Source organism: uncultured Shewanella sp. (genome assembly GCF_947501225.1).
GTDB lineage: Bacteria > Pseudomonadota > Gammaproteobacteria > Enterobacterales > Shewanellaceae > Shewanella.
Map to the genome: position 1 here is coordinate 1 of NZ_CANMUW010000022.1, position 19421 is coordinate 19421.

Here is a 19421-nt window from a genome sequence, read left to right on the forward strand (position 1 = left end):
CACAGATTTCTTGTCTTAACTTGTTAAAGAACGTTTGCCTCAAACTCAGTAGAGCGGGCTAGGGCTGCGTATTCTACACTTCCCGTTGTTGGCGTCAAGCGCTTTTAAAAATTTAATTTGCTTTTGTTTAAAACAAAGAAAATCAAGCTTACTTGTTGCCCTGACTGCTTTTCAGCTTTCCTTGAGAAGACTGGCTTGCCGTGTCAGTGGGAGCGCATTATAGGGATCTCAGCCCAGAGCACAAGGGCTTTTTAAGGAAAAATCGATCTTTTTTAAGATCTATTTTTTAGCCACACAGTACTCACTACTTACCCCCAGAGTTATCCACATTCGGCTTATCTGAAGGTAGGTACACTAGCTGATAACGAATAATCAGAGAGTATTGTTACACTGGATCCTGATGAATGATCACTTCCGCATGGTCGAATGCGTTTCGTAACCTCTCCTCAGTTTCATCGGCGATTGCATGGGCATCTCTCAACGTAAGCTCACCATCCAGCTCTAAGTGACATTGAATGAATGTGGTCTTACCTGACTCACGCGTTCTCAGATCGTGAAATCCATTTACCCTCGGATCTTGCTGGATAAGCTCTACGATCGTTAACCGGGTATCAGGATCCAGCTCTCGGTCTAACAATGACTGAATCGAACGGTAGCCAAGATCTATGGCTTGCTGGCCAATAAATATGGCAATAAGGATGGCGAAAAGGCCATCGGCCCACCACCATCCATATTGGGATAAGAGTAATGCCAATAATACTGCTGCATTCAAAAACAGGTCAGACTTATAGTGCAGTGCGTCGGCCTCAACGACGGTACTCGATGTCGCAGCCAAGGCTCTCTTTTGTAACAGGACCAAAGCAAACGTTAATACAATGGCGATGATGGATACAACGACACCGAGCATTGGATGGTTAATAGGTGTCGGATTAATGATTCGATCGCCGCCGTGAAACAGAAGCAGAAAAGCCGAGCCCAGAATGAACGCTGACTGTGCCAGTGCAGCCAAAGGTTCAGCCTTACCATGTCCGTATCGATGATCCTGATCTGCCGGCACGATTGCATATCTGATTGCAACAAAGTTAACGATTGAGGCGAGTGCGTCGGCAAATGAATCTGTTAAAGACGCCAACATACTGGCAGAGCCCGAGTACATCCAAGCCGCCATCTTGATAACAATAAGGGTCAAGGCAGTAGCCACTGCTGCGCGGCTAGCTAACTTGACCCAGAAGTCGTATTGGGAAGTCTGTTTCATAGGATCATATTTCTACTATCTATAGCTACTATCATTATCTATTAGATAGCAGGGGGAAGCACATGATCCTAATTGTATCTTAAATCAACCTAAATTACTGACGACTATCGTCCACCTTTACGTTCGTGACGTGAATGACCCTTTTCGAAGTTCTCCTTAAACTTAATTTGCTGCTCCGGAGTCAGTAGCTTATATATCTCATTCTGCACTTTGAGCATACTCAGAGCCTTCTGTTGCCGCTTCGCCTGCTTCTGCAACATAAGCTCCTTTGCTTGAGTCTCATCGAAGCTTCCTGCTGTGATTAAAGAGAGCATTTCAGCTTTATGTGCAAGGCGCTCATCACTCGTTGGACGGCTATCCTGCATCGACTCTTTTTGAGCCTTCATCAAAGTTTTGATTTCGGTTCGCTGCTCATCGGTTAAATCCAACCCTCTGAACATCTTCTTCATACTACTCTTCATACCACCATGATGACTCATTCTGTCACCTTTCATATGGTAACTACTATCCTGGCAACGACTCTGCTGCTCTGCATATACGCTTGTGGTCAATAATGCACTACTGGCCACGATGGCAAGCAGACCTGCTTTCAATGTATTTGCTTTCATATAACTGGCCTCAGATTGTTTATGGGGAAGCCCCCTTGATTCGACACTAGCTATTTTAGCGCCCCCTATGTAAGTCAGGGTTTGGGTTTCGTAAAAGACTGTAAATAAAGTAAGACTGGCTATTGCAGCCTGTAGCATATCTCTTATCTTTACGTAGAATTACATTGATAAACTGCAATTGACATCCAAAAGGGTATACTTCCGATGTTAGTGTCTAGTTTTAAGGTAGAGAGTTTTATGAGCCAAATTTTATTGATCGATGATGACCTGGGGCTGTCTGAGCTTTTGGCACAACTTCTTGAATTAGAAGGTTTTGAGCTTACACTTGCCCATGATGGGCAGAGAGGACTCGAGCTCGCGCTCGAAAAGCAATTCGATCTCATTCTATTAGACGTGATGCTACCTAAGCTCAATGGATTTGAAGTTCTGAAAGCTCTTCGTGCCAGCAAACAAACTCCGGTTCTGATGTTAACCGCAAAAGGTGATGAGATTGACCGGGTTGTCGGGCTTGAAATTGGCGCTGATGACTACCTTCCGAAACCATTCAACGACAGAGAGTTGGTGGCCAGGATAAAAGCCATTATAAGACGGTCTAACATTTTACCGGAAGAGAAAGCCACGACCGTTTACGAATATGGCGATATCCAACTCGATCCCGGCAGGCAGGAGGTATTTTGCCAGGAGCAGCTGCTCATATTAACCGGTACCGAGTTCGGGTTGCTGTTTGAGATGCTGCAAAATGGCGGCGAGTTGATCAGTAAAGAGACCCTTAGTGAAAAGGTACTAGGGAAAAAGCTGATGCCTTTCGACCGTAGCCTGGATATGCACCTCTCGAACTTACGCAAGAAATTACCCGAGCGCACAGACGGCCGTCCCAGAGTCAAAACGATCCGAGGTAAGGGTTACATTTGGCTACCTTAATGATCAAAGATAGACTCCCTAATCGAATTTTTATCAAGTTACTGCTCGGCTTCTGGCTTTGCAGCTCCTTGATCATAGCCATTGTCGGTCTGCTGCCTCTGCTACAGCAAAGTCATGACCGCGCCCCGTTACCTCCCCATCTTGAAAGGTTACTCGAACGGTATGCTACACGCCTCATAGACAACCCCGAAATAATTAATAGCGATCAATTCAGGCGACTAAATCACCGCCGCGACTTTAAGGGGAAGCCAATTCGTTTTTATCTGGTCAACGACCAGGGAAGAGTCATAAATACCGAAAAAGTATCACGTGGAGTGAGACGGTTTATGCTGATGGCGGAAGAAGCCAGTGAGCCGATCAGTCATCAATTCAAAGATGAGCTGCTCTTCGGACCCTATAATTTTGACGTCTCGGGCAAACAATACGCGGTATATGGCCGATTTAACGATCATCACCCGCGTCCCTGGTTTTTCTTCTTCACCGAGAACAAACTCCTCACGCTGACACTGGCAATCGCATTGTCCGGATTACTATGTGGTCTGCTCGCATGGCACTTAGGTAAACCACTGAGAACACTGAGACTCAGTGCTGATGCTCTAGCCAATGGCGATCTTACCAATCGAGTCGACAGGGCAACCACCAAGAGAAAAGATGAGATAGGCCAATTAGCTCAAGCCTTTAACGGCATGGCCGACTCTGTAGAGAATATGGTTAACAGTCAGCAGAGGTTGATCAGTGATATTTCACACGAGCTCCGTACACCTCTGACCCGATTACAGCTCGCTCTGGCGCTGGCGCGAAAAAAGGGTCAGGAGTCTACAGAGACTGAGCGTATTGGCTATGAGGCCGAGCAGTTAGAGAAGATGATCTCAGAGCTCTTAGAGCTATCTAAAGTGAAACTCAATGTTCATGAACACAAAATAGAACTGGGCTTAGCCGAAACATTAGGCCAGGTACTGGACGATGCAGAGTTCGAGGCGGAACAACAGGGTAAGGAGTTATCAATCGATATAGATGAAGAGATAGAGCTGCCTCTCTACCCTAAGCCTCTTTCCCGCGCTATCGAGAACCTGTTACGTAACGCAATTCGTTACTCAAAATCCTCAGTCTCAATCAAGGCTCATAAGGCATTAGGCAAAGTGACGGTTGTGATCACCGACGATGGTCCGGGCATAGATAATGAACAAGATCTTCAAGCGATCTTCAAACCTTTCTATCGACCACAGTCGGCGCGCGAGCGAGAATCGGGAGGCTGGGGTTTAGGCCTTGCCATCACCGAGGCCGCAGTCATGGCCCACCAAGGGAGCATTACCGCAACTAATATGGATCCACACGGACTTAGTGTAACCATAAGGCTACCAAGTTAAGCCGCAGATGCCGCTCTCTCCTGCACCAACCAGGCAGAGAACTCCAGTTTACCCGGAATACGTTTATCTGAGTGACCCATGAGGTGAGTTAGCGCGTAACTGAATTGGTAATACATCTGCACATCGCCGCTGTGCTTGTTGGCATCGTCGCTATTTATCATGGCACCGCGCAGGTAGTTGACGACTAACTCGGCTCTGTCGAAACCGGCAACATCACCGACTTGGCTGATCAGACTCTTATTCCACAGCTCATATTGAGAGTGAAGCTTCTCGAAGCGGTGGCGGTAATACTGAGTCGCTTGCACTAAAATTTCTGCATTAGGCATCACACGCTCGATGACAAAACGTTGATTAGATAGCATATCCCTCAGGCGCCAGCAGTGGTGGAATAAAATTCTCTCCAGAGGATCGCTATAATTGAATTCATCTTCTTTGGCTTGCTCCAGCCATCGGCTGTAATCGGCGCAAGCTACGGCAACGATGAGATCGGCTTCAGAGGGGAAATGGTTATAGATGGTTCCTTTAGATATCTGGCTTGCCTTCACAAGGTGTGAACGGCATAGATCGAATGTCTTATGCCCTTGCAGGCACCTTTGAGCGACCTCTATCAGGTAGTTGCCACGCTGTTCCCAGTTACTCATAATCAACCTCACACACTTCCAGTAAACAATCTGATTTCAACTTCACAATCGTAAGATAACAAGCTTCACTACAATTCGATATTGAGTAATACTGATAGCACTATTTACTATCTCGATATCAACAAACCGCTACCTATGCTTAAGATTGAATTATTAGAAGGTTTTATCGCTGTCGCCGAGTGCGGAAATTTATCCAAAGCTGCGGAGAAGATCTGTCGGACTCAATCGACCCTCAGCTTACAGATTAAAAAGCTTGAGGAGAGTGTGGGTCAACCATTATTGTTGAGAGATAATAAAGGTGTTTCATTAACAGAGTCTGGGGAAACCCTGCTCAACTACGCCTATAAGATGATGCAGCTTAACTCTCAGGCACTCGACGAACTCAAAGAGTGCCAGAACAAGGAGGTGATACGCTTCGGGGTTCCTACCGATTACATTAACCGTTACCTTAGTAGCTGCCTGCTTGAGTTTATCCGTGAATTTACCTGCATCGAATTAGTGATAGATACCGATGTCAGCGGCAACCTCTATAAGCGTCTGCATCAGGGCGAGTTCGATGTTATAGTCGCTACACACTGGCAGGCCCCTGCACCTGGGCATGGAGAGCTACTGTTTGAGCGCCGTTTTCACTGGGCAGCAGCCAAGGGAGGTAATGCTCATATGCGCGATACCGTACCCATGGCGCTCTATCCTGAAAACTGTCCCATTCGAGCTCAGGTCTTTGCCAACCATCAGATATCGATGCGCCCAATCAATGTTTTGCTTTCCACTCCCTCGCCAAACGCTCTGTGCATGGCGGTTGAAAATGACTTAGCCATAGCACCTATCGCAGAGTTTCGCATTAACGACCAGATGGAGATCCTGGATCCGGTTGAGCACAACATACCTCCTCTTCCAGTTTTCAATGAGTCTCTGTACCTCAATCCCGATACTCAAACGAAGGCAACCAATCAGTTAATCACTCTGATAAAGGCTAATGTTGAAAATCTGGCAACGCCAGAGTAAATATCGAGTTATCTCCAAGACAAGCAACATTAAAGCAGATTTGCGGCTTAACGATAAAAACTCAGCTCAGTAACAAAAAAACACCAACCACGCGCATGTGGTTGGTGTCGGCAATTTTGCCAAAATATGGTTAGGGATAAGTTACCGGGAGCTTTGGTAACCTAACCCATGCCATTTACTTCCAAATCCCTTAGAAGTAGTAAGCCATGCTGATGTTGAATCGCTTGTCCCAATCATCACCGACTTCAGGCAGACCGATATGGTCGTTGTTTGCCGTTGAGAAGGTCATGTTCTTACCCATGATGAAGTCTACCTGTGTATAGGTAGGGCCTGCTGAAATCGCTGCACCTAATACGTTCTGCATACTGTCATCGTAAGTTTTGTCGGCAACATCCGGTGTCATCAAACCGAAATCGTTGTAGAACTTCACGCTACCCCATTCGGTAGGAATTGTTTTTGCGAGGTTGACACTGTATACCTGCCCCTTTGAGGCAATTTCATACTGCCAGCTGACCACTGAGATAGCGATCTTGTTTTCGTCCATGCTATCCGCTGCATCATACTCATACTGCATGGCTTGAAGTTGCAGATTCCAACCATTGAACTTGCTGTCAAGGTGGGCGGCAACGGCATATCTGTCACCATTGTTGCCTGTTTTAGCATTGTAGATCTGGCCAGCTTCAACAGAGGCACCAAAAGTAGTTGAGCCACCCTGATGTTCCATGGTGTAAGCCTGGCGAAGGTTGATCTGATTTGTCTCTTCGTTGTTATACTCGGTACCGTTGATGGTGCCAGTATAAAGGTCTGCCGCGTACTGCTTGTTCTCGCTCGCTGCATATTCGGCATTCTTGTAGAAGGCCATATCTGTATGCCAACCATTTTTCTGGAAGGTGGCTTTCACACCGACATCATAATCATCTTCGAAACCAAGGTAGTATGGCAGGCCGAACCAGTAGCTGTTAGAGATATAACCTATGTTGCCGAAAGGCACCTGGTTGATACCAAATTGCAGTTCCCACTCCGGGTTCAGGTCGTAGTAGGCGTAGCCGTATTTAATATAGTTAGTGCTGGAAGTGAAACGATAGTCTGATTTTAATCCCCAGTTACCCAACTTGCCGTCAAAACGTAGTGACGCCATATCAAACGTCAGATCACCAGCTTTATCTTTTGAACTTTCACTGTAATCTTTATATGAATAGTTAACGCGTACTGCGCCGCCAATATTAATACCATCTTCAGCGTGAGCTAAAGTCGACATACCAGACAATGCTATAGCACTCGCCACCACAGATAATACAAACTTATTTGTTCTCATCATTCTCACCATCATTTACTTTATATTTTTTACATTTCAACAAGCTGACGCATCTAAATTAAGACACCCAACTCACATGCACTTTTATTGATTAAAGTCCGGCTTATTAAAAATAATATCAACCAATACAATAAACCGGATACTTTTAATGTGAATTAGCTATTAGCTTTACCACTTCACTTTAGTCAGGTCACATTGAATAACTTCGCCGCGATTTGCTGGTGTACCAGGTTTTTTAGCCGACTCGCAAAGTAATGTTGTACCATAGTCATTGCGTTTATCATGAGCATTACTTCTTGCCCATACCGACACAATTGCACGCTCTTCAGGCTTAGCTTCACAACTGCCATCTACATCGAATGCATGAATGGTATTTTGGTGGAAATAGAGCAGAGGATCTTGCTCGGCACTACCCGCTTTCCACATAGAAGCTTCGTTAGCCTGGCTCGCATCAAACTGTACCCGGCGCATCTTATTATCTTCTTTTACCGTCTTAACCAGTGGAGAGTCTTCTCTTACTGCGAAGCTCTTGAACTGATTGGCGCATGCGGGCTTGCGCATGTTGTAATAGATCTCTGAGATGGCGTGGTTGTGATATGGGTACAGGGTATCGACAGCTTGCACCGTCATCCCCACTTCTGCACCTACTTTTTCACCGTTAATTTCATCGATTCGCAGCAAGCCCCAATGACCAAACACTTCGGCGTAGGCGTAACCGCCACGAATATTGTTGAAATTTTTATCGTTACGCTTGCTCTCTTCGCCATACATAGGGAACCAACCGGCAGCGGCCCATAAATTTGGCAGCGCATTGGCGCTCACATCATATGGGAAAGAGGATGGCATTTTCACTTCATCACCGGTTACCATCTTGGCGAAGTTTTTAGTGAATTTCTGGCCTATCTTTCTGACCTCTTTGTTGGTCACTTTAGTATTGAAAAACTCTTCGAATGATGTGCGTTTGGCCCACTGCGCTACGGGTGAATTCTTCTCTAACTCTCCTCCCGGGCTGTAGATCCAGCTAACATCTCTTCGCGCACCAAAGCATTGCTTGGCTTTTTCAGGATTATTGATCACCTGGTAGATGTTCTTCACCATGATCTTCATGTCACGGCGATCCATGATGCACATCTTCTTACCCTCAGTGGAGTCAAACAGCGCCTCATCTGAGTTAATGCAATTACTCTCTTCGCCATTTGTTAATGCTTGAGCATAGGCTTTCAAGTAAGTCAGTGTCTCATCCCATAGAATATCTACATATTTCTGATCTGCTTTTGAGTAATTTGGAACTTCACCCAAGCACTTAAATTCAGCATCTTTTATATCATTGTTATCGAGAAAACTTGGAGTCTCTACTGCATAAGCACTATTAGCTAATGCCAAGCTTAAAAAAATCGCACTTTTTTTCATAATAGTTCCATCACCATATCGTATTATATTAAGAGTAATCTCTTATTTAATTAATTAACTTTTATATTCAACTACGAAGTTTTTCCTGCACTACAATTTAAAACTTTAAATATATTCTATTACAACATTTAATTTAAAACTGAACTTACATCTCAAACTAACACAGCAACTCAAATTAACTTTACAATATTGAATTGACTTCACACTTCTAACGTTTTTGCAACCTACTTAATAAGCTTTTGTCAGCAGCACATTTAACAAGCCAACATTTGAAATTGTTTAAATTTAATAACTCACCTCCCCTAATAACATTAAGAAAGGTGTCGCAAAACCAACAAAAAATAAATTTATCTTTGCAGGGATGTTTATTTTTTAATAGCCAGCATTAATAACATTTGAGATGAATCAAATACCAACCGTAAAAATGGGGGGATTTACGGTTGGTTTAAACTAATTACAACTAAATGTAATTATTACTCTTTATGCTTATCAAACTTGAAAGTATGACAATTGCTACATAAAGGTTTCTTCGGCATATGTTCACCATGACACTCGATGCAAGGCAGATCTTTACCATAGTGAAGGTTGTTATGTGGATTTTGCCACTTATCCTCTTCGCTACGCTTTGTCTGCTCAGCTAACTCATCAATATCATGACACTGCAGGCATGAGTCATCTGATGGGTAGGTCTTAGTGCCTTGATCATGACAGCTCTTACAGCCTGAATCATAAACCATTTCGTGGTAATCACGCTTATCTCTTGCCTGTGCTGACAGGGCAAGACAACAGCCGAGAACCAGCGCAAGGGCGGTATTCATTTTATTATTCAAAATACTCATTACTCATTCCTCTTATTATCTGGCCGGATTAGGCTTCCATGACACTTCTTGCAGCTGTCATGCCCATCACCATACATTCAGGGATTGAGCAACTACCGAGACGACTCACACCGTGAACACCACCACACACTTCACCCGCTGCATATAAGCCTGGAATTGGCTTACCTGTGAAGCTATCTTTTACTTCGGCTTTAGTCGTGATCTGCACACCGCCTTGACAGTAGTGTACCTTTGGCCACAGACGTACGACGGTAAATGGCGCTTCGATAAACTTGCCCTTCGCCTTCGTCATGTTCTTGCCGAACTGCTTATCATCACCGGACTTCACGTAGCTGTTGTACTCTTCGATCTGCGCCTTAAGCGGCTTCAGTGGCACCTCAAAATGCTTAGCCAGCTCCTCGATCGTGTCGAACTTCCAACCTACGTTGTATTTGATCACTTTCTTGGTATTAGGATGCTTCTTTGAATCCTTATAGCTGGTGATCAGGATAGGAGGTAAGGCTTCACCTTTCTCATCACGGCAAGAGAGCTCCGCATCGGCACGAGTCTTACGGTCGGCAATTTCATTCATGAAGCGCTTGCCGGTCAGACGGTTAATCGCCATTGAATGAGGGAAGTTATAGATTGAGTAGTTAGACACATAGCCGAAACCACCTTCATCAGGTGATGCCCACGGGCCCGATTGGATATGCGCCATATGCACAGGGATCGCACCGATACGGAACATCTCATACATGCCTTCACCGGTCGCACCGGGTGCGTTGGTACAACCCACTTCAGATGTCAAAGTTGGATCTTGCGCCATACGTAGATCGATATTTTGAGCGAAACCACCGGTTGCCGCGATCACGCCACGCTTGGCACGGATGTAAACTACCTTGCCTGAGTCTTCCTCTTTGAAGTAGTAGCCTTCACGCATCTTAACGCCTTCAACTTTACCGTCTTCACCAATGATGAAGCCTTCAAATTTAGAGCGGTTATGAGTCTTGACACCGATGCGCTTACACTCTTTATAAAGCGGCTGAGTGATACCTGCACCACAGCTCACCGTAGTCTGGTACGTACGGGCAACCGAATGACCGCCTAACTGCTGTAGGTATGGATGATATTCAGATCCAGCATCCATAGTCATCTGCAGCGCTTCGACCGCGTGCTCGGCGACGTGACGTAGCAGCGCTTCATCGGCGATACCACGACCAGACTTCATCTGATCGGCTACCATTCTGTCTACAGAGTCCTGCACGCCCTCTTTCTTCTGCATAGGCGTACCCGGTGCAGCGAAAAGGCCACCATTGATGGCTGAATTACCACCGAAATAGGACATCTTCTCGAAGATATGAACGTCTTTCGCACCTTTGCGCGTGGCTTCGATTGCTGCGGCCAGGCCGGCAAAGCCAGAACCAATAATTAAGACTTCAACCTCTTTGTCCCATTTTACTCCGTCCGCTTTCTCAGAAATGGCCATAGCTGGAGTAGCCATCGCCACACCTGCAGCGGCTCCCATTCCTTTTATGAAATTACGGCGTCCAAGCAGATCTACATTACTCATCTGTCATCACCTTTATTTGTTTTAATCGACACGGTGATCATAAAGATGGAATGAGTTCCAAAACGGGAGTTACAGAACAGTGTGTTCAAAACAATTTGATAACATCGTGAAAGTTATGCCTAAGTTCAAATTCACCTGAAATTACAACTTTAGAGGTATTCTGGACTCGATTCCAAAATCAAACACAATACTCGAAAGGTTTCGAAAACCAAGCGTAGACCACATCTAGATGTTACTGTTATGAGAATAGATACCGAAATAAGTGTGTATGGAACTGGAAGATATCTACCGACAGGATTTGAGTTTGCTTATCGCTTTACAGATCCTGGTCGAAGAGTGCAGCGTTACTCAAGCCGCTAAACGATTACATCTGAGTCAATCTGCCACCAGCAGAATTCTCTCCCGTCTTCGTGAAATGCTTAAAGACCCGCTTTTTACACGAGTCGGGCAGAGGTTAGTGCCTACTCACTTTGCCCTCGATTGCTATCAACAACTGCAGCAACCCACGGGTCAGTTAATTGAGATGCTCTCGCCTAAGCTGTTTGTCCCGAAAGAGTGCAAACAAAAGTTCACCATCGCCGCCACCGACTACGCCATGCAGGCCTTAGTACCGTTTATCTTACCGGATATCTATCGTAAGGCACCCAATATCAAGCTTGAAATCGTCCCGGTTCAGCATAAAGAGCTACAGTCTCAGCTCGGTGTCCAGGGAGCCGATATGGCGATTTGCCGTGCCATAGGACAGACATTACAGCTTAATCATGAGTTTCTGGGAAAGGTGGGGGTGAGTTGTCTGTTGTCGCCGGAGCATCCCCTGGCAAACAGTGAGTTAACCCTGGACGATTATCTGCATTATCCCCATGCAACCATAGCGATCAGTGATGGAGTGAAGGCGCTGTTAGATGCGGCGGTTGCCGGTCATCCCACCCCAACAGAAAGGCTGAGAACGTCGCACCTAGATAGTGCACTGGCACTGCTTCCCTTCCAGCCTCTGTTAATCACGCTACCTGCGGGGATGGCGCAACTGGCGGCCACTAAACACAGACTGAGGGTTAAGCCGCTTCCCTTCGAGCTCCCACCGGTGAACTATAACCTCTTCTGGCATTCCAGATGTGAATCAGACAAGGGGCAGCAGTGGCTCAGACAGGAGATAACCACTGCTACACAGAGATTACTCGCAGGTTAAAGCTTTACGAGTACGCGGCCGGTTACCTGGCCTTTCACTATCTTATCGGCGAACTCAGGAACCTGGTCCAGAGTGATTGACTGACCCGCTTGCTGATAGTAGCTTTCCGGTAACAACTCGAGTACCTGCTCCCATGCCGCCTTGCGCTTCTCAAATGGACATGAAACAGAGTCGACGCCTAACAAGCTGACACCGCGAAGAATAAATGGCATCACAGTCGTTGGCAGCGCAAAGCCACCAGCCAGACCACAGATTGCCGCCGCGCCGCCATACTGCATCTGAGCTAATGCCGTTGCCAACACCTTGTTACCTACGGTATCGACCACACCGGCCCAGCGCTGCTTCTCAAGCGGCCTAGGGTCCTGCTCGAGTTCACTACGCTCCATAACTTCATTTGCACCCAGTGAGCGGAGAAGATCGGCATTTTCTTCCGCACGGCCCGTGCTTGCCACGACCTTATAACCCAGACGCGACAGCAGGGTGACGGCAACCGAACCTACACCACCACTGGCACCTGTCACTAAGATATCACCGGATTCAGGTTTAATATTCGCATCTTGAAGTGCCTGCACACAAAGCATAGCCGTTAGGCCCGCAGTTCCTATCATCATGGCCTTGTCGGCATCACAAGCTTCTGGCATAGGTACCAGCCAGTCAGCTTTTACGCGGGCCTTCTCGGCCATACCACCCCAGTGATTTTCACCGACGCCCCAGCCGGTCAGGATAACTTTATCACCCGCCTTGTAGCGCGGGTCGGCAGACTCTGTGACGACACCTGCGAAATCGATACCCGGTACCATAGGAAAATTTCGTATGATGCGCCCGGTTCCGGTCACAGCCAAACCATCTTTATAGTTCAGCGAAGAACAAGCCACATCGACTAACACCTCGCCCTCAGGCAAGTCAGTCTCAGGAAGCTGACAAATATTCGCTAACGTAACCCTATCTTCTTGTGTTAATACCAGTGCTTTGAACATGTTGGACGCCTCTGAAATTATGAACTTTCAAGCATAGTTGAAAATATTACATGACTGAACTGCATATTTTGCATAAATATAATGCGCCCGGCACATTAACACCTATCCATTTACATGAACCCGCTATCGCTCACGTATTCGGTAGAACAGATAACCCAGGAATCGATCCAGCACTAGTTTTTTAAACCGAGTCGCTTCAGCTTTCTATATAACGTGTTGCGACTCACCCCCAGATGCTTAGCACACCGACTCACATTACCTTCAAAACGGTGATAAGCGGCAAGGACATTGGCCTCCACCGTATCACTCAGCTCCATAGGTTCAGACTCGGGAAGCTGGGTGATTTCACCATCCATCAACTGCACCTGTAACTCATCGGGTAAGGCTGACCAGTTAAGCTCACTTTCCCCTTCGGCCATGATACTGGCGACCTGCATAAAATTATCCAGCTCTCTGAGGTTTCCCGGCCATCGGTAGTGACAGAGCCGAGCCAGCAGGCTGCAACATAGACGCTGTTCATGGGTCTTATGCTTGTTATGTAATTTTTTTATGATGCGCTCAATATCGCTACGCTGCCTCAGGGGAGGTAAGCGGATCTGTAACCCATTGAGACGATAGTAGAGATCTGGCCTGAACAGGCCATCGGCAACCCGCTGTTTCAGGTCGGTATGTGTCGCTCCTATCACCTGAATGTCGACGTTATACACCTTGTTACTCCCGACCGAAGTCACCTCCCGCTCTTGCAGCACACGTAATAGCCGACTCTGGGCCCCCAGAGACATCTCGCCGATCTCATCCAGAAACAGAAAGCCACCATCTGCCTGGCGAATCTTGCCCATATAACCGCCGCGGTTCGCACCAGTGAAGGCGCCGGAATGATAACCAAACAGCTCAGATTCAACGAGATTGTCAGGTATTGTGGCATACCTCAGGTGTGCACTTTTATCACAGTGTGACCTCTGAGCTCATCCTGCTATTGACGGCCCACACACATTCAAAAAAGCAAAATTAGCTTTTCATCATACGGTTAGCCATAAAAATCCACAACTACTACCAATCTGGCCCACGACTTGCCATACCCAATCCGGTAGTGATGGGATAACTATCTCCCTGCAGGCTGTTTTAAAGCGGCTAATATTAAGGGCGTTTAGCTCTGTATGCAGAACAACAAGATCGATCAACAAGACAAAAAAGGAATTCAATCATGATCTACGCACAACCAGGTACCTCTGACGCGCTCGTCAACTTCAAAGCCAAATACGCCAACTATATCGGCGGTGAATGGATAGCGCCTGTCGGTGGTGAATATTTTGACAACAGCTCGCCGGTAAATGGACAGACGTTTTGTCAGATCCCCCGCTCCGATGAGCGCGATATCGAACTCGCTCTCGATGCCGCTCACGCCGCCCGTGAATCCTGGGGATTAACATCGGTAGCCGAGCGTTCTAACCTGCTATTGAAAATTGCCGACAGAGTCGAACAAAACTTAGAGTACCTTGCTGTCGCAGAGTGCTGGGAAAATGGTAAGGCGGTACGTGAGACCATAAATGCCGATCTCCCGCTATTCGTAGACCATTTCAGGTATTTCGCCGGTTGTATCCGCGCCCAGGAGGGGAGTGCTGCCGATATCGACTCAAACACCGTCAGCTACCACTTCCCGGAGCCCTTAGGCGTGGTCGGTCAGATCATTCCATGGAACTTTCCTCTGTTGATGGCAGCCTGGAAAATAGCCCCAGCCCTTGCAGCGGGAAATTGCATCGTACTCAAACCCGCCGAGCAGACCCCGGTCTCTATTCTGGTAATGCTGGAGTTGATTGAAGATCTGTTGCCCCCGGGAATACTCAATGTCGTCAATGGGTTTGGTACCGAAGCCGGACAGGCTCTCGCCACCAGCGACCGAATAGCAAAACTGGCGTTTACCGGTTCGACCGAAATTGGCCACCATATCCTTAAGTGTGCAGCCGAGTCATTAATTCCATCGACCGTCGAGCTTGGTGGAAAGTCCCCCAATATCTACTTTGCCGATGTGATGGAGCAGGAGGATGAGTATCTGAATAAGGCGGTCGAGGGCATACTGTTAGCCTTCTTTAATCAGGGGGAGGTCTGTACCTGTCCTTCCCGGGTACTTATCCACGAGTCTATCTACGAACCCTTTATTTCGAAAGTTATCGAGCGCGCCAAAACCATCAAACAGGGTGATCCGCTCGATACCGACACACAGGTCGGGGCTCAGGCATCCCAGGAGCAGTTCGACAAGATACTCAGCTATCTGCAGATAGGAAAGGACGAGGGCGCTCAGGTACTACTCGGTGGTGCGATGTGCAAGTTAGATGGAGCACAAAGCAGTGGATACTATATCGAGCCCACCATACTCAAAGGCACCAATGATATGCGCATCTTCCAGGAGGAGATCTTCGGCCCCGTTATCTCGGTAACCACCTTCAAAGATGAAGCCGAGGCGCTGGCCATCGCTAATGATACCGAGTATGGCTTAGGCGCAGGTGTGTGGACGCGTGATATGAACAAGGCGCAGCGCATGGGACGTGGCATTCAAGCCGGACGAGTCTGGATCAACTGCTACCACGCCTATCCCGCCCATGCTGCATTTGGCGGCTATAAGAAGTCGGGTATCGGCCGCGAGACCCACAAGATGATGTTAGATCACTATCAGAATACCAAAAACCTATTGGTTAGTTACGATGTTAATCCTCTGGGATTCTTCTGATAGAGGGTAAATACCGAGAAGGTGAAGCCGCGACAGCCATGCCCTCATGGGCATGGCTGTTTGTACTCCATATCCAGACTGATAATACAGAGTCAAGTGTGAGACCAACCCACGGATTTACTTTTTGGAAATCTCTCAATCACAGTTTTTCACTTTTGAAGATGGTTAACCCCGAGTAGATTAGTAACCCTGATATTTAAGTGGATATTGTGTGATGACCTTGCAGGAAAAATTGGTTCAAATCGTTAGCGACCCGTCACTGTCGCCAAAGCAGAAGTCTAACTATCTGGCGTTAGAGGCAGACGCCAGCCTGGCTTATCTCACAGTTTCAGAGGCCGTTACTCAGGCCATGAAAACCGGCATTATTTGCGACATGTTTGAGGGCAATGCCCCGTTCAAACCGCGGTACGTTTTACCCGACTATGGTAAATTTTTACAGCAGGGATCGGATTATCTGGAGCTACGAGCCGCTCAGGATCTCGATGAAGCACTCAATGCATTAACCATCATCTATCACCATGTCCCCTCGGTAACCAATATCCCGGTCTACCTTGGCCAACTCGACGAGATACTTATGCCTTTCGTTGATGGCCTTGATGAAGAGCTAGTCTACCGAAAGCTGAAGCTCTTCTGGATCATGCTGGATCGCACGCTTCCCGATGCCTTTATGCATGTAAACATAGGCCCGAGCGACAACATCGTCTGCCGCACAATTCTGAGAGTCGATGCCGAGCTCAAGCAGGTGGCGCCCAACCTGACCTTTATGTACGATCCCGATATTACACCGGATGAGTTATTGCAACTTGCAACGGGTAATATCTGCCAGTGCAGTAAGCCCCATATCGCCAACTATCCAGTTCATAAGCAAGCCTATGACGCTCAGGGGTTTGGCATCGTAAGCTGTTATAACTCACTGCCTTTAGCGGGTGGCGCCAATACTCTGGTTCGCCTTAACCTTAAAGAGGTTGCACTAAAAGCCGGTAGCATAGATAACTTCTTTAGCCACACCCTGCCCCATTATTGCCGGTTAACCTATGAACTGATCGAAGCCCGTAGCAAGTTCCTCCATGAAGAGTCACACTTCTTCGGGAGTTTTCTGGTCAAAGAGGCGCTAATTGAAGAGCAAAGGTTCGCGCCTATGTTCGGCATCTATGGCATGGCGGAAGCGGTAAACATATTATTGGGGCAGCCGGAACTGTCTGAGACGGCCTCGGAGAAGCCGAGTAAGCACTACGGCCATGATAAGACCGCCAATGAACTAGGTCATAGGATCTCGGCGGCGCTGGACAGCATAGTAAAGTCTACCCCCGTCACCTATGGCTACCATGGACGTGCCCTGCTGCATTCTCAGGGGGGGATCAGTCTCGATATTGACGTGACTCCCGGTGTGCGGATCCCCTATGGTACCGAGCCAGACCCTGTCACTCATGTACGGGCCTTGGCCGAGCATCATCAGTATTACACCTCCGGGATCAGCGATATCTTAACTATCGATGAGACCGTAAAATCTAACCCAGAAGCCATGTACCAGCTATGCAAGGGGACGCTTAGCCTAGGTTTTCGTGAGTTTACTGCAAATGTAGCCTCTAACGATTTAGTCCGGGTCACTGGCTACATGATTAAATTATCAGATATTGCCGATTTCAAACGGCAGGGCTCCCGCACCAATACCACAGGTTTGGGCGCCGAAGCGGCGGACAATACCGGGATCTTAAATCGCAAAGCCAGAGTCACGAGCCATGAGCAATCCCCTGTCTACGCAAAATAGAACGGCGACAGTCAACCAGATCATCAACTTCTCGTGTGTCGACGGGCCCGGCAGCAGGCTCGTTATTTTCTTGCAGGGGTGCAACTACAACTGCAAGAACTGTCACAACCCTCATACCATAGATATGTGTGACAGTTGCGGTGATTGCATTGCACATTGCCCCACGCAGGCGCTGACTATGAGATCAATCGGTGGCAAACCGCTCATCAGTTGGAATAGCGACCTGTGTTCCCAATGTGATACCTGCCTAACCGTATGTCCCAGGCAATCCAGCCCTAAGACCCGGGAATATAGCGTCACTGAGCTATTGGAGGTGATCCGCAAACAGACACTATTCATCTCCGGGGTAACCCTCTCCGGCGGTGAAGCGACGCTACAACTGCATTTTATTGCTGCCCTGTTTAAGGCCATCAAATCGGATGATGATCTGCAACACCTGTCTTGCATGCTAGATAGTAATGGCAGCTTGAATGAAACCGGCTGGTTAAGGCTCCTGCCCTATATGGATGGCGCCATGATAGATCTGAAGGCCTGGCAACAGGAGACCCACAGATACATCACTGGCCGGGATAACCACAGGGTATTTCGATCCCTGGAGCTATTGAGTCAACACGACAAACTCTATGAGGTGCGATTGTTACAGATCCCCGGTGTCACCGATTTCGAATCTGAGATCGACTCGCTGGCGGGCTTGCTGACCCGGCTTTCCCCCTCGACACGAATCAGGCTCAATGCATTTCAACACCATGGAGTGACGGGAGAGGCATTAGCCTGGCAAACCTGTTCGAAGGAGAGTATCGAAAGAGTAGCAAGCCAACTTACAGAACGGGGAGTAGAGCCGCTGATTTTACCCAGCGTTTATATTTAAATCCCGGATACTGCACTCCAAAATCTGTTGATATAACCAACGGTGCGCCGGATCATTCATACTCGGTTTGTGCCAAACCAAACTATACACCACCTCACCATAATTAAAGGGCAGGGGCTTTATCTGTAAACCTTTTGCCTGAAATGCCGTTTCGGCCCATCGACGGGAACAGGTAAACAACAACTCACTGTGATGACACATCAAGGCCGCGCCGCCAAAATCCGGCACAGAGATAGCCACTTTGCGCTGCAACTCTTGCTGCGCCAACTGCATCTCAAAAAATGGCGTATTAAGCTCCGTATCTGTGATGCCGATATGGCCATAGCTCAGATAGTCATCGAGGGTAAACGTTTTCTCAGCATCGTCTTTTCTCAACAGGGGATGCTCCGGACTCATCAGGCAAACCATCTCATCATCGGTCAACGTCTCCCACACTAGATCGCTGTGAGTGCTCGGAGGCTGGCTACGATCATGAGGTAAGATGATAAAATCCAAAGTCCCCTTCACCAGCCCATCGAAACCGACGCTGTCTTTCGACCAGATCTCTAGACGAATATTTGGGGCATGGGCCAGCACATGAGCACTTAACTTCGCCGCCAGAAGCTCAAACGTGCTCTCACGCATGGCCAATGAGAAGCGCCCCCGATAACGGGCGGGATCGAAGGCCTCTTGCGTCATGATCTGGTTCATATCATTGATCATCTGATGTACACCGGGACCAAGGCGGCGCGCTAATGGCGTCGCAACCAGCTTATTCCCATGGCGATAGAACAACTCATCATTTAAGCTTTCTCGCAGCTGTCCCAGAGTCTTACTGATTGAAGATGGACTCAAACATAACCTCTCGGCACTGGCAGTCACACTTAAGGTATCTAACATCACATGCAAGGTGATCAAATGCTTCATGCTGATCCGCGAGAGTTTAATGAGGTCCATAAAGCGATCATTCTCCTGACAGGTAAAAACTCTTGTAGTTAGGCTGTCATA

The 19421-nt window shown here is 47.5% G+C and carries 16 protein-coding genes and 1 pseudogene; 7 read left to right on the forward strand and 10 right to left on the reverse strand.

The genetic code is table 11. The features are described 5' to 3' along the window. Positions 1-385: 385 nt before the first annotated feature. Both Q1B47_RS19965 and Q1B47_RS19970 read right to left on the reverse strand, forming a co-directional pair. A complete protein-coding gene (locus Q1B47_RS19965) occupies positions 386-1255 on the reverse strand; it encodes a cation diffusion facilitator family transporter (RefSeq protein ID WP_299797876.1) in 870 nt (289 codons plus the stop codon). Positions 1256-1359: 104 nt separating this feature from the next. Beyond that, the gene (locus Q1B47_RS19970) at positions 1360-1863 is read right to left on the reverse strand and encodes a Spy/CpxP family protein refolding chaperone (protein WP_299797879.1); all 504 of its coding nucleotides are present in this window, start codon (positions 1861-1863) and stop codon (positions 1360-1362) included. Positions 1864-2100: 237 nt separating this feature from the next. On the opposite strand from Q1B47_RS19970, the gene Q1B47_RS19975 reads away from it, so the two are divergent. After that, positions 2101-2784: a response regulator gene (locus Q1B47_RS19975; protein ID WP_299797882.1), complete on the forward strand. Its 684-nt coding sequence runs from the start codon at positions 2101-2103 to the stop codon at positions 2782-2784. Next, complete coding sequence (locus Q1B47_RS19980; RefSeq protein WP_299797885.1) at positions 2784-4151, forward strand: ATP-binding protein; 1368 nt, start codon at positions 2784-2786, stop codon at positions 4149-4151. The genes Q1B47_RS19975 and Q1B47_RS19980 overlap by 1 nt, the downstream gene beginning before the upstream one ends. On the opposite strand, the gene Q1B47_RS19985 is transcribed toward Q1B47_RS19980, so the two are convergent. After that, positions 4148-4792, reverse strand: coding sequence for a TetR/AcrR family transcriptional regulator (locus Q1B47_RS19985; protein ID WP_299797888.1), 645 nt, complete (start codon positions 4790-4792; stop codon positions 4148-4150). The genes Q1B47_RS19980 and Q1B47_RS19985 overlap by 4 nt on opposite strands. Positions 4793-4927: 135 nt before the next feature. Here Q1B47_RS19985 and Q1B47_RS19990 point away from each other — a divergent pair, with 135 nt between their 5' ends. Further along, on the forward strand, positions 4928-5797 hold the full coding sequence (locus Q1B47_RS19990) for a LysR family transcriptional regulator (RefSeq protein WP_299797891.1): 870 nt from the start codon (positions 4928-4930) through the stop codon (positions 5795-5797). A 190-nt stretch (positions 5798-5987) separates the two neighbouring features. Here Q1B47_RS19990 and Q1B47_RS19995 read toward each other — a convergent pair whose 3' ends face one another. From Q1B47_RS19995 to Q1B47_RS20010, 4 genes are all read right to left on the reverse strand, one after another. After that, the gene (locus Q1B47_RS19995; RefSeq protein ID WP_299797894.1) at positions 5988-7115 is read right to left on the reverse strand and encodes a hypothetical protein; all 1128 of its coding nucleotides are present in this window, start codon (positions 7113-7115) and stop codon (positions 5988-5990) included. Between the two features lie 165 nt (positions 7116-7280). Further along, the gene (locus tag Q1B47_RS20000; protein WP_299797897.1) at positions 7281-8522 is read right to left on the reverse strand and encodes a hypothetical protein; all 1242 of its coding nucleotides are present in this window, start codon (positions 8520-8522) and stop codon (positions 7281-7283) included. Between the two features lie 473 nt (positions 8523-8995). After that, the gene (locus tag Q1B47_RS20005) at positions 8996-9361 is read right to left on the reverse strand and encodes a cytochrome c3 family protein (RefSeq protein ID WP_299797900.1); all 366 of its coding nucleotides are present in this window, start codon (positions 9359-9361) and stop codon (positions 8996-8998) included. 28 nt (positions 9362-9389) lie between these two features. Continuing rightward, entirely contained in the window at positions 9390-10910 is a 1521-nt protein-coding gene (locus tag Q1B47_RS20010; protein ID WP_299797903.1) for a flavocytochrome c, read from the reverse strand. A gap of 268 nt (positions 10911-11178) precedes the next feature. Between Q1B47_RS20010 and Q1B47_RS20015 the strand changes: the two genes are divergently transcribed. Further along, positions 11179-12096, forward strand: coding sequence for a LysR family transcriptional regulator (locus tag Q1B47_RS20015; RefSeq protein WP_299797906.1), 918 nt, complete (start codon positions 11179-11181; stop codon positions 12094-12096). Here Q1B47_RS20015 and Q1B47_RS20020 read toward each other — a convergent pair. Together Q1B47_RS20020 and Q1B47_RS20025 are read right to left on the reverse strand one after the other, a co-directional pair. Next, positions 12093-13073: an MDR family oxidoreductase gene (locus tag Q1B47_RS20020; protein ID WP_299797909.1), complete on the reverse strand. Its 981-nt coding sequence runs from the start codon at positions 13071-13073 to the stop codon at positions 12093-12095. The genes Q1B47_RS20015 and Q1B47_RS20020 overlap by 4 nt on opposite strands. Before the next feature lie 173 nt (positions 13074-13246). Beyond that, positions 13247-13996, reverse strand: a pseudogene (locus Q1B47_RS20025) (sigma 54-interacting transcriptional regulator); the annotation flags it as partial. A 281-nt stretch (positions 13997-14277) separates the two neighbouring features. On the opposite strand from Q1B47_RS20025, the gene Q1B47_RS20030 reads away from it, so the two are divergent. The 3 genes from Q1B47_RS20030 to Q1B47_RS20040 all read left to right on the forward strand — a co-directional run bounded on the left by Q1B47_RS20030 (position 14278) and on the right by Q1B47_RS20040 (position 18434). Beyond that, on the forward strand, positions 14278-15798 hold the full coding sequence (locus Q1B47_RS20030; RefSeq protein ID WP_299797912.1) for an aldehyde dehydrogenase family protein: 1521 nt from the start codon (positions 14278-14280) through the stop codon (positions 15796-15798). 214 nt (positions 15799-16012) lie between these two features. Then, the gene (locus Q1B47_RS20035; RefSeq protein WP_299797915.1) at positions 16013-17566 is read left to right on the forward strand and encodes a YjjI family glycine radical enzyme; all 1554 of its coding nucleotides are present in this window, start codon (positions 16013-16015) and stop codon (positions 17564-17566) included. Further along, positions 17538-18434: a YjjW family glycine radical enzyme activase gene (locus tag Q1B47_RS20040; protein WP_299797918.1), complete on the forward strand. Its 897-nt coding sequence runs from the start codon at positions 17538-17540 to the stop codon at positions 18432-18434. The genes Q1B47_RS20035 and Q1B47_RS20040 overlap by 29 nt, the downstream gene beginning before the upstream one ends. Here Q1B47_RS20040 and Q1B47_RS20045 read toward each other — a convergent pair. After that, positions 18414-19370 (reverse strand): LysR family transcriptional regulator, encoded by a 957-nt coding sequence (locus tag Q1B47_RS20045; protein WP_299797921.1) that lies wholly within the window; start codon positions 19368-19370, stop codon positions 18414-18416. The two genes, Q1B47_RS20040 and Q1B47_RS20045, sit on opposite strands and share 21 nt — an antisense overlap. Between the last annotated feature and the right edge of the window lie 51 nt (positions 19371-19421).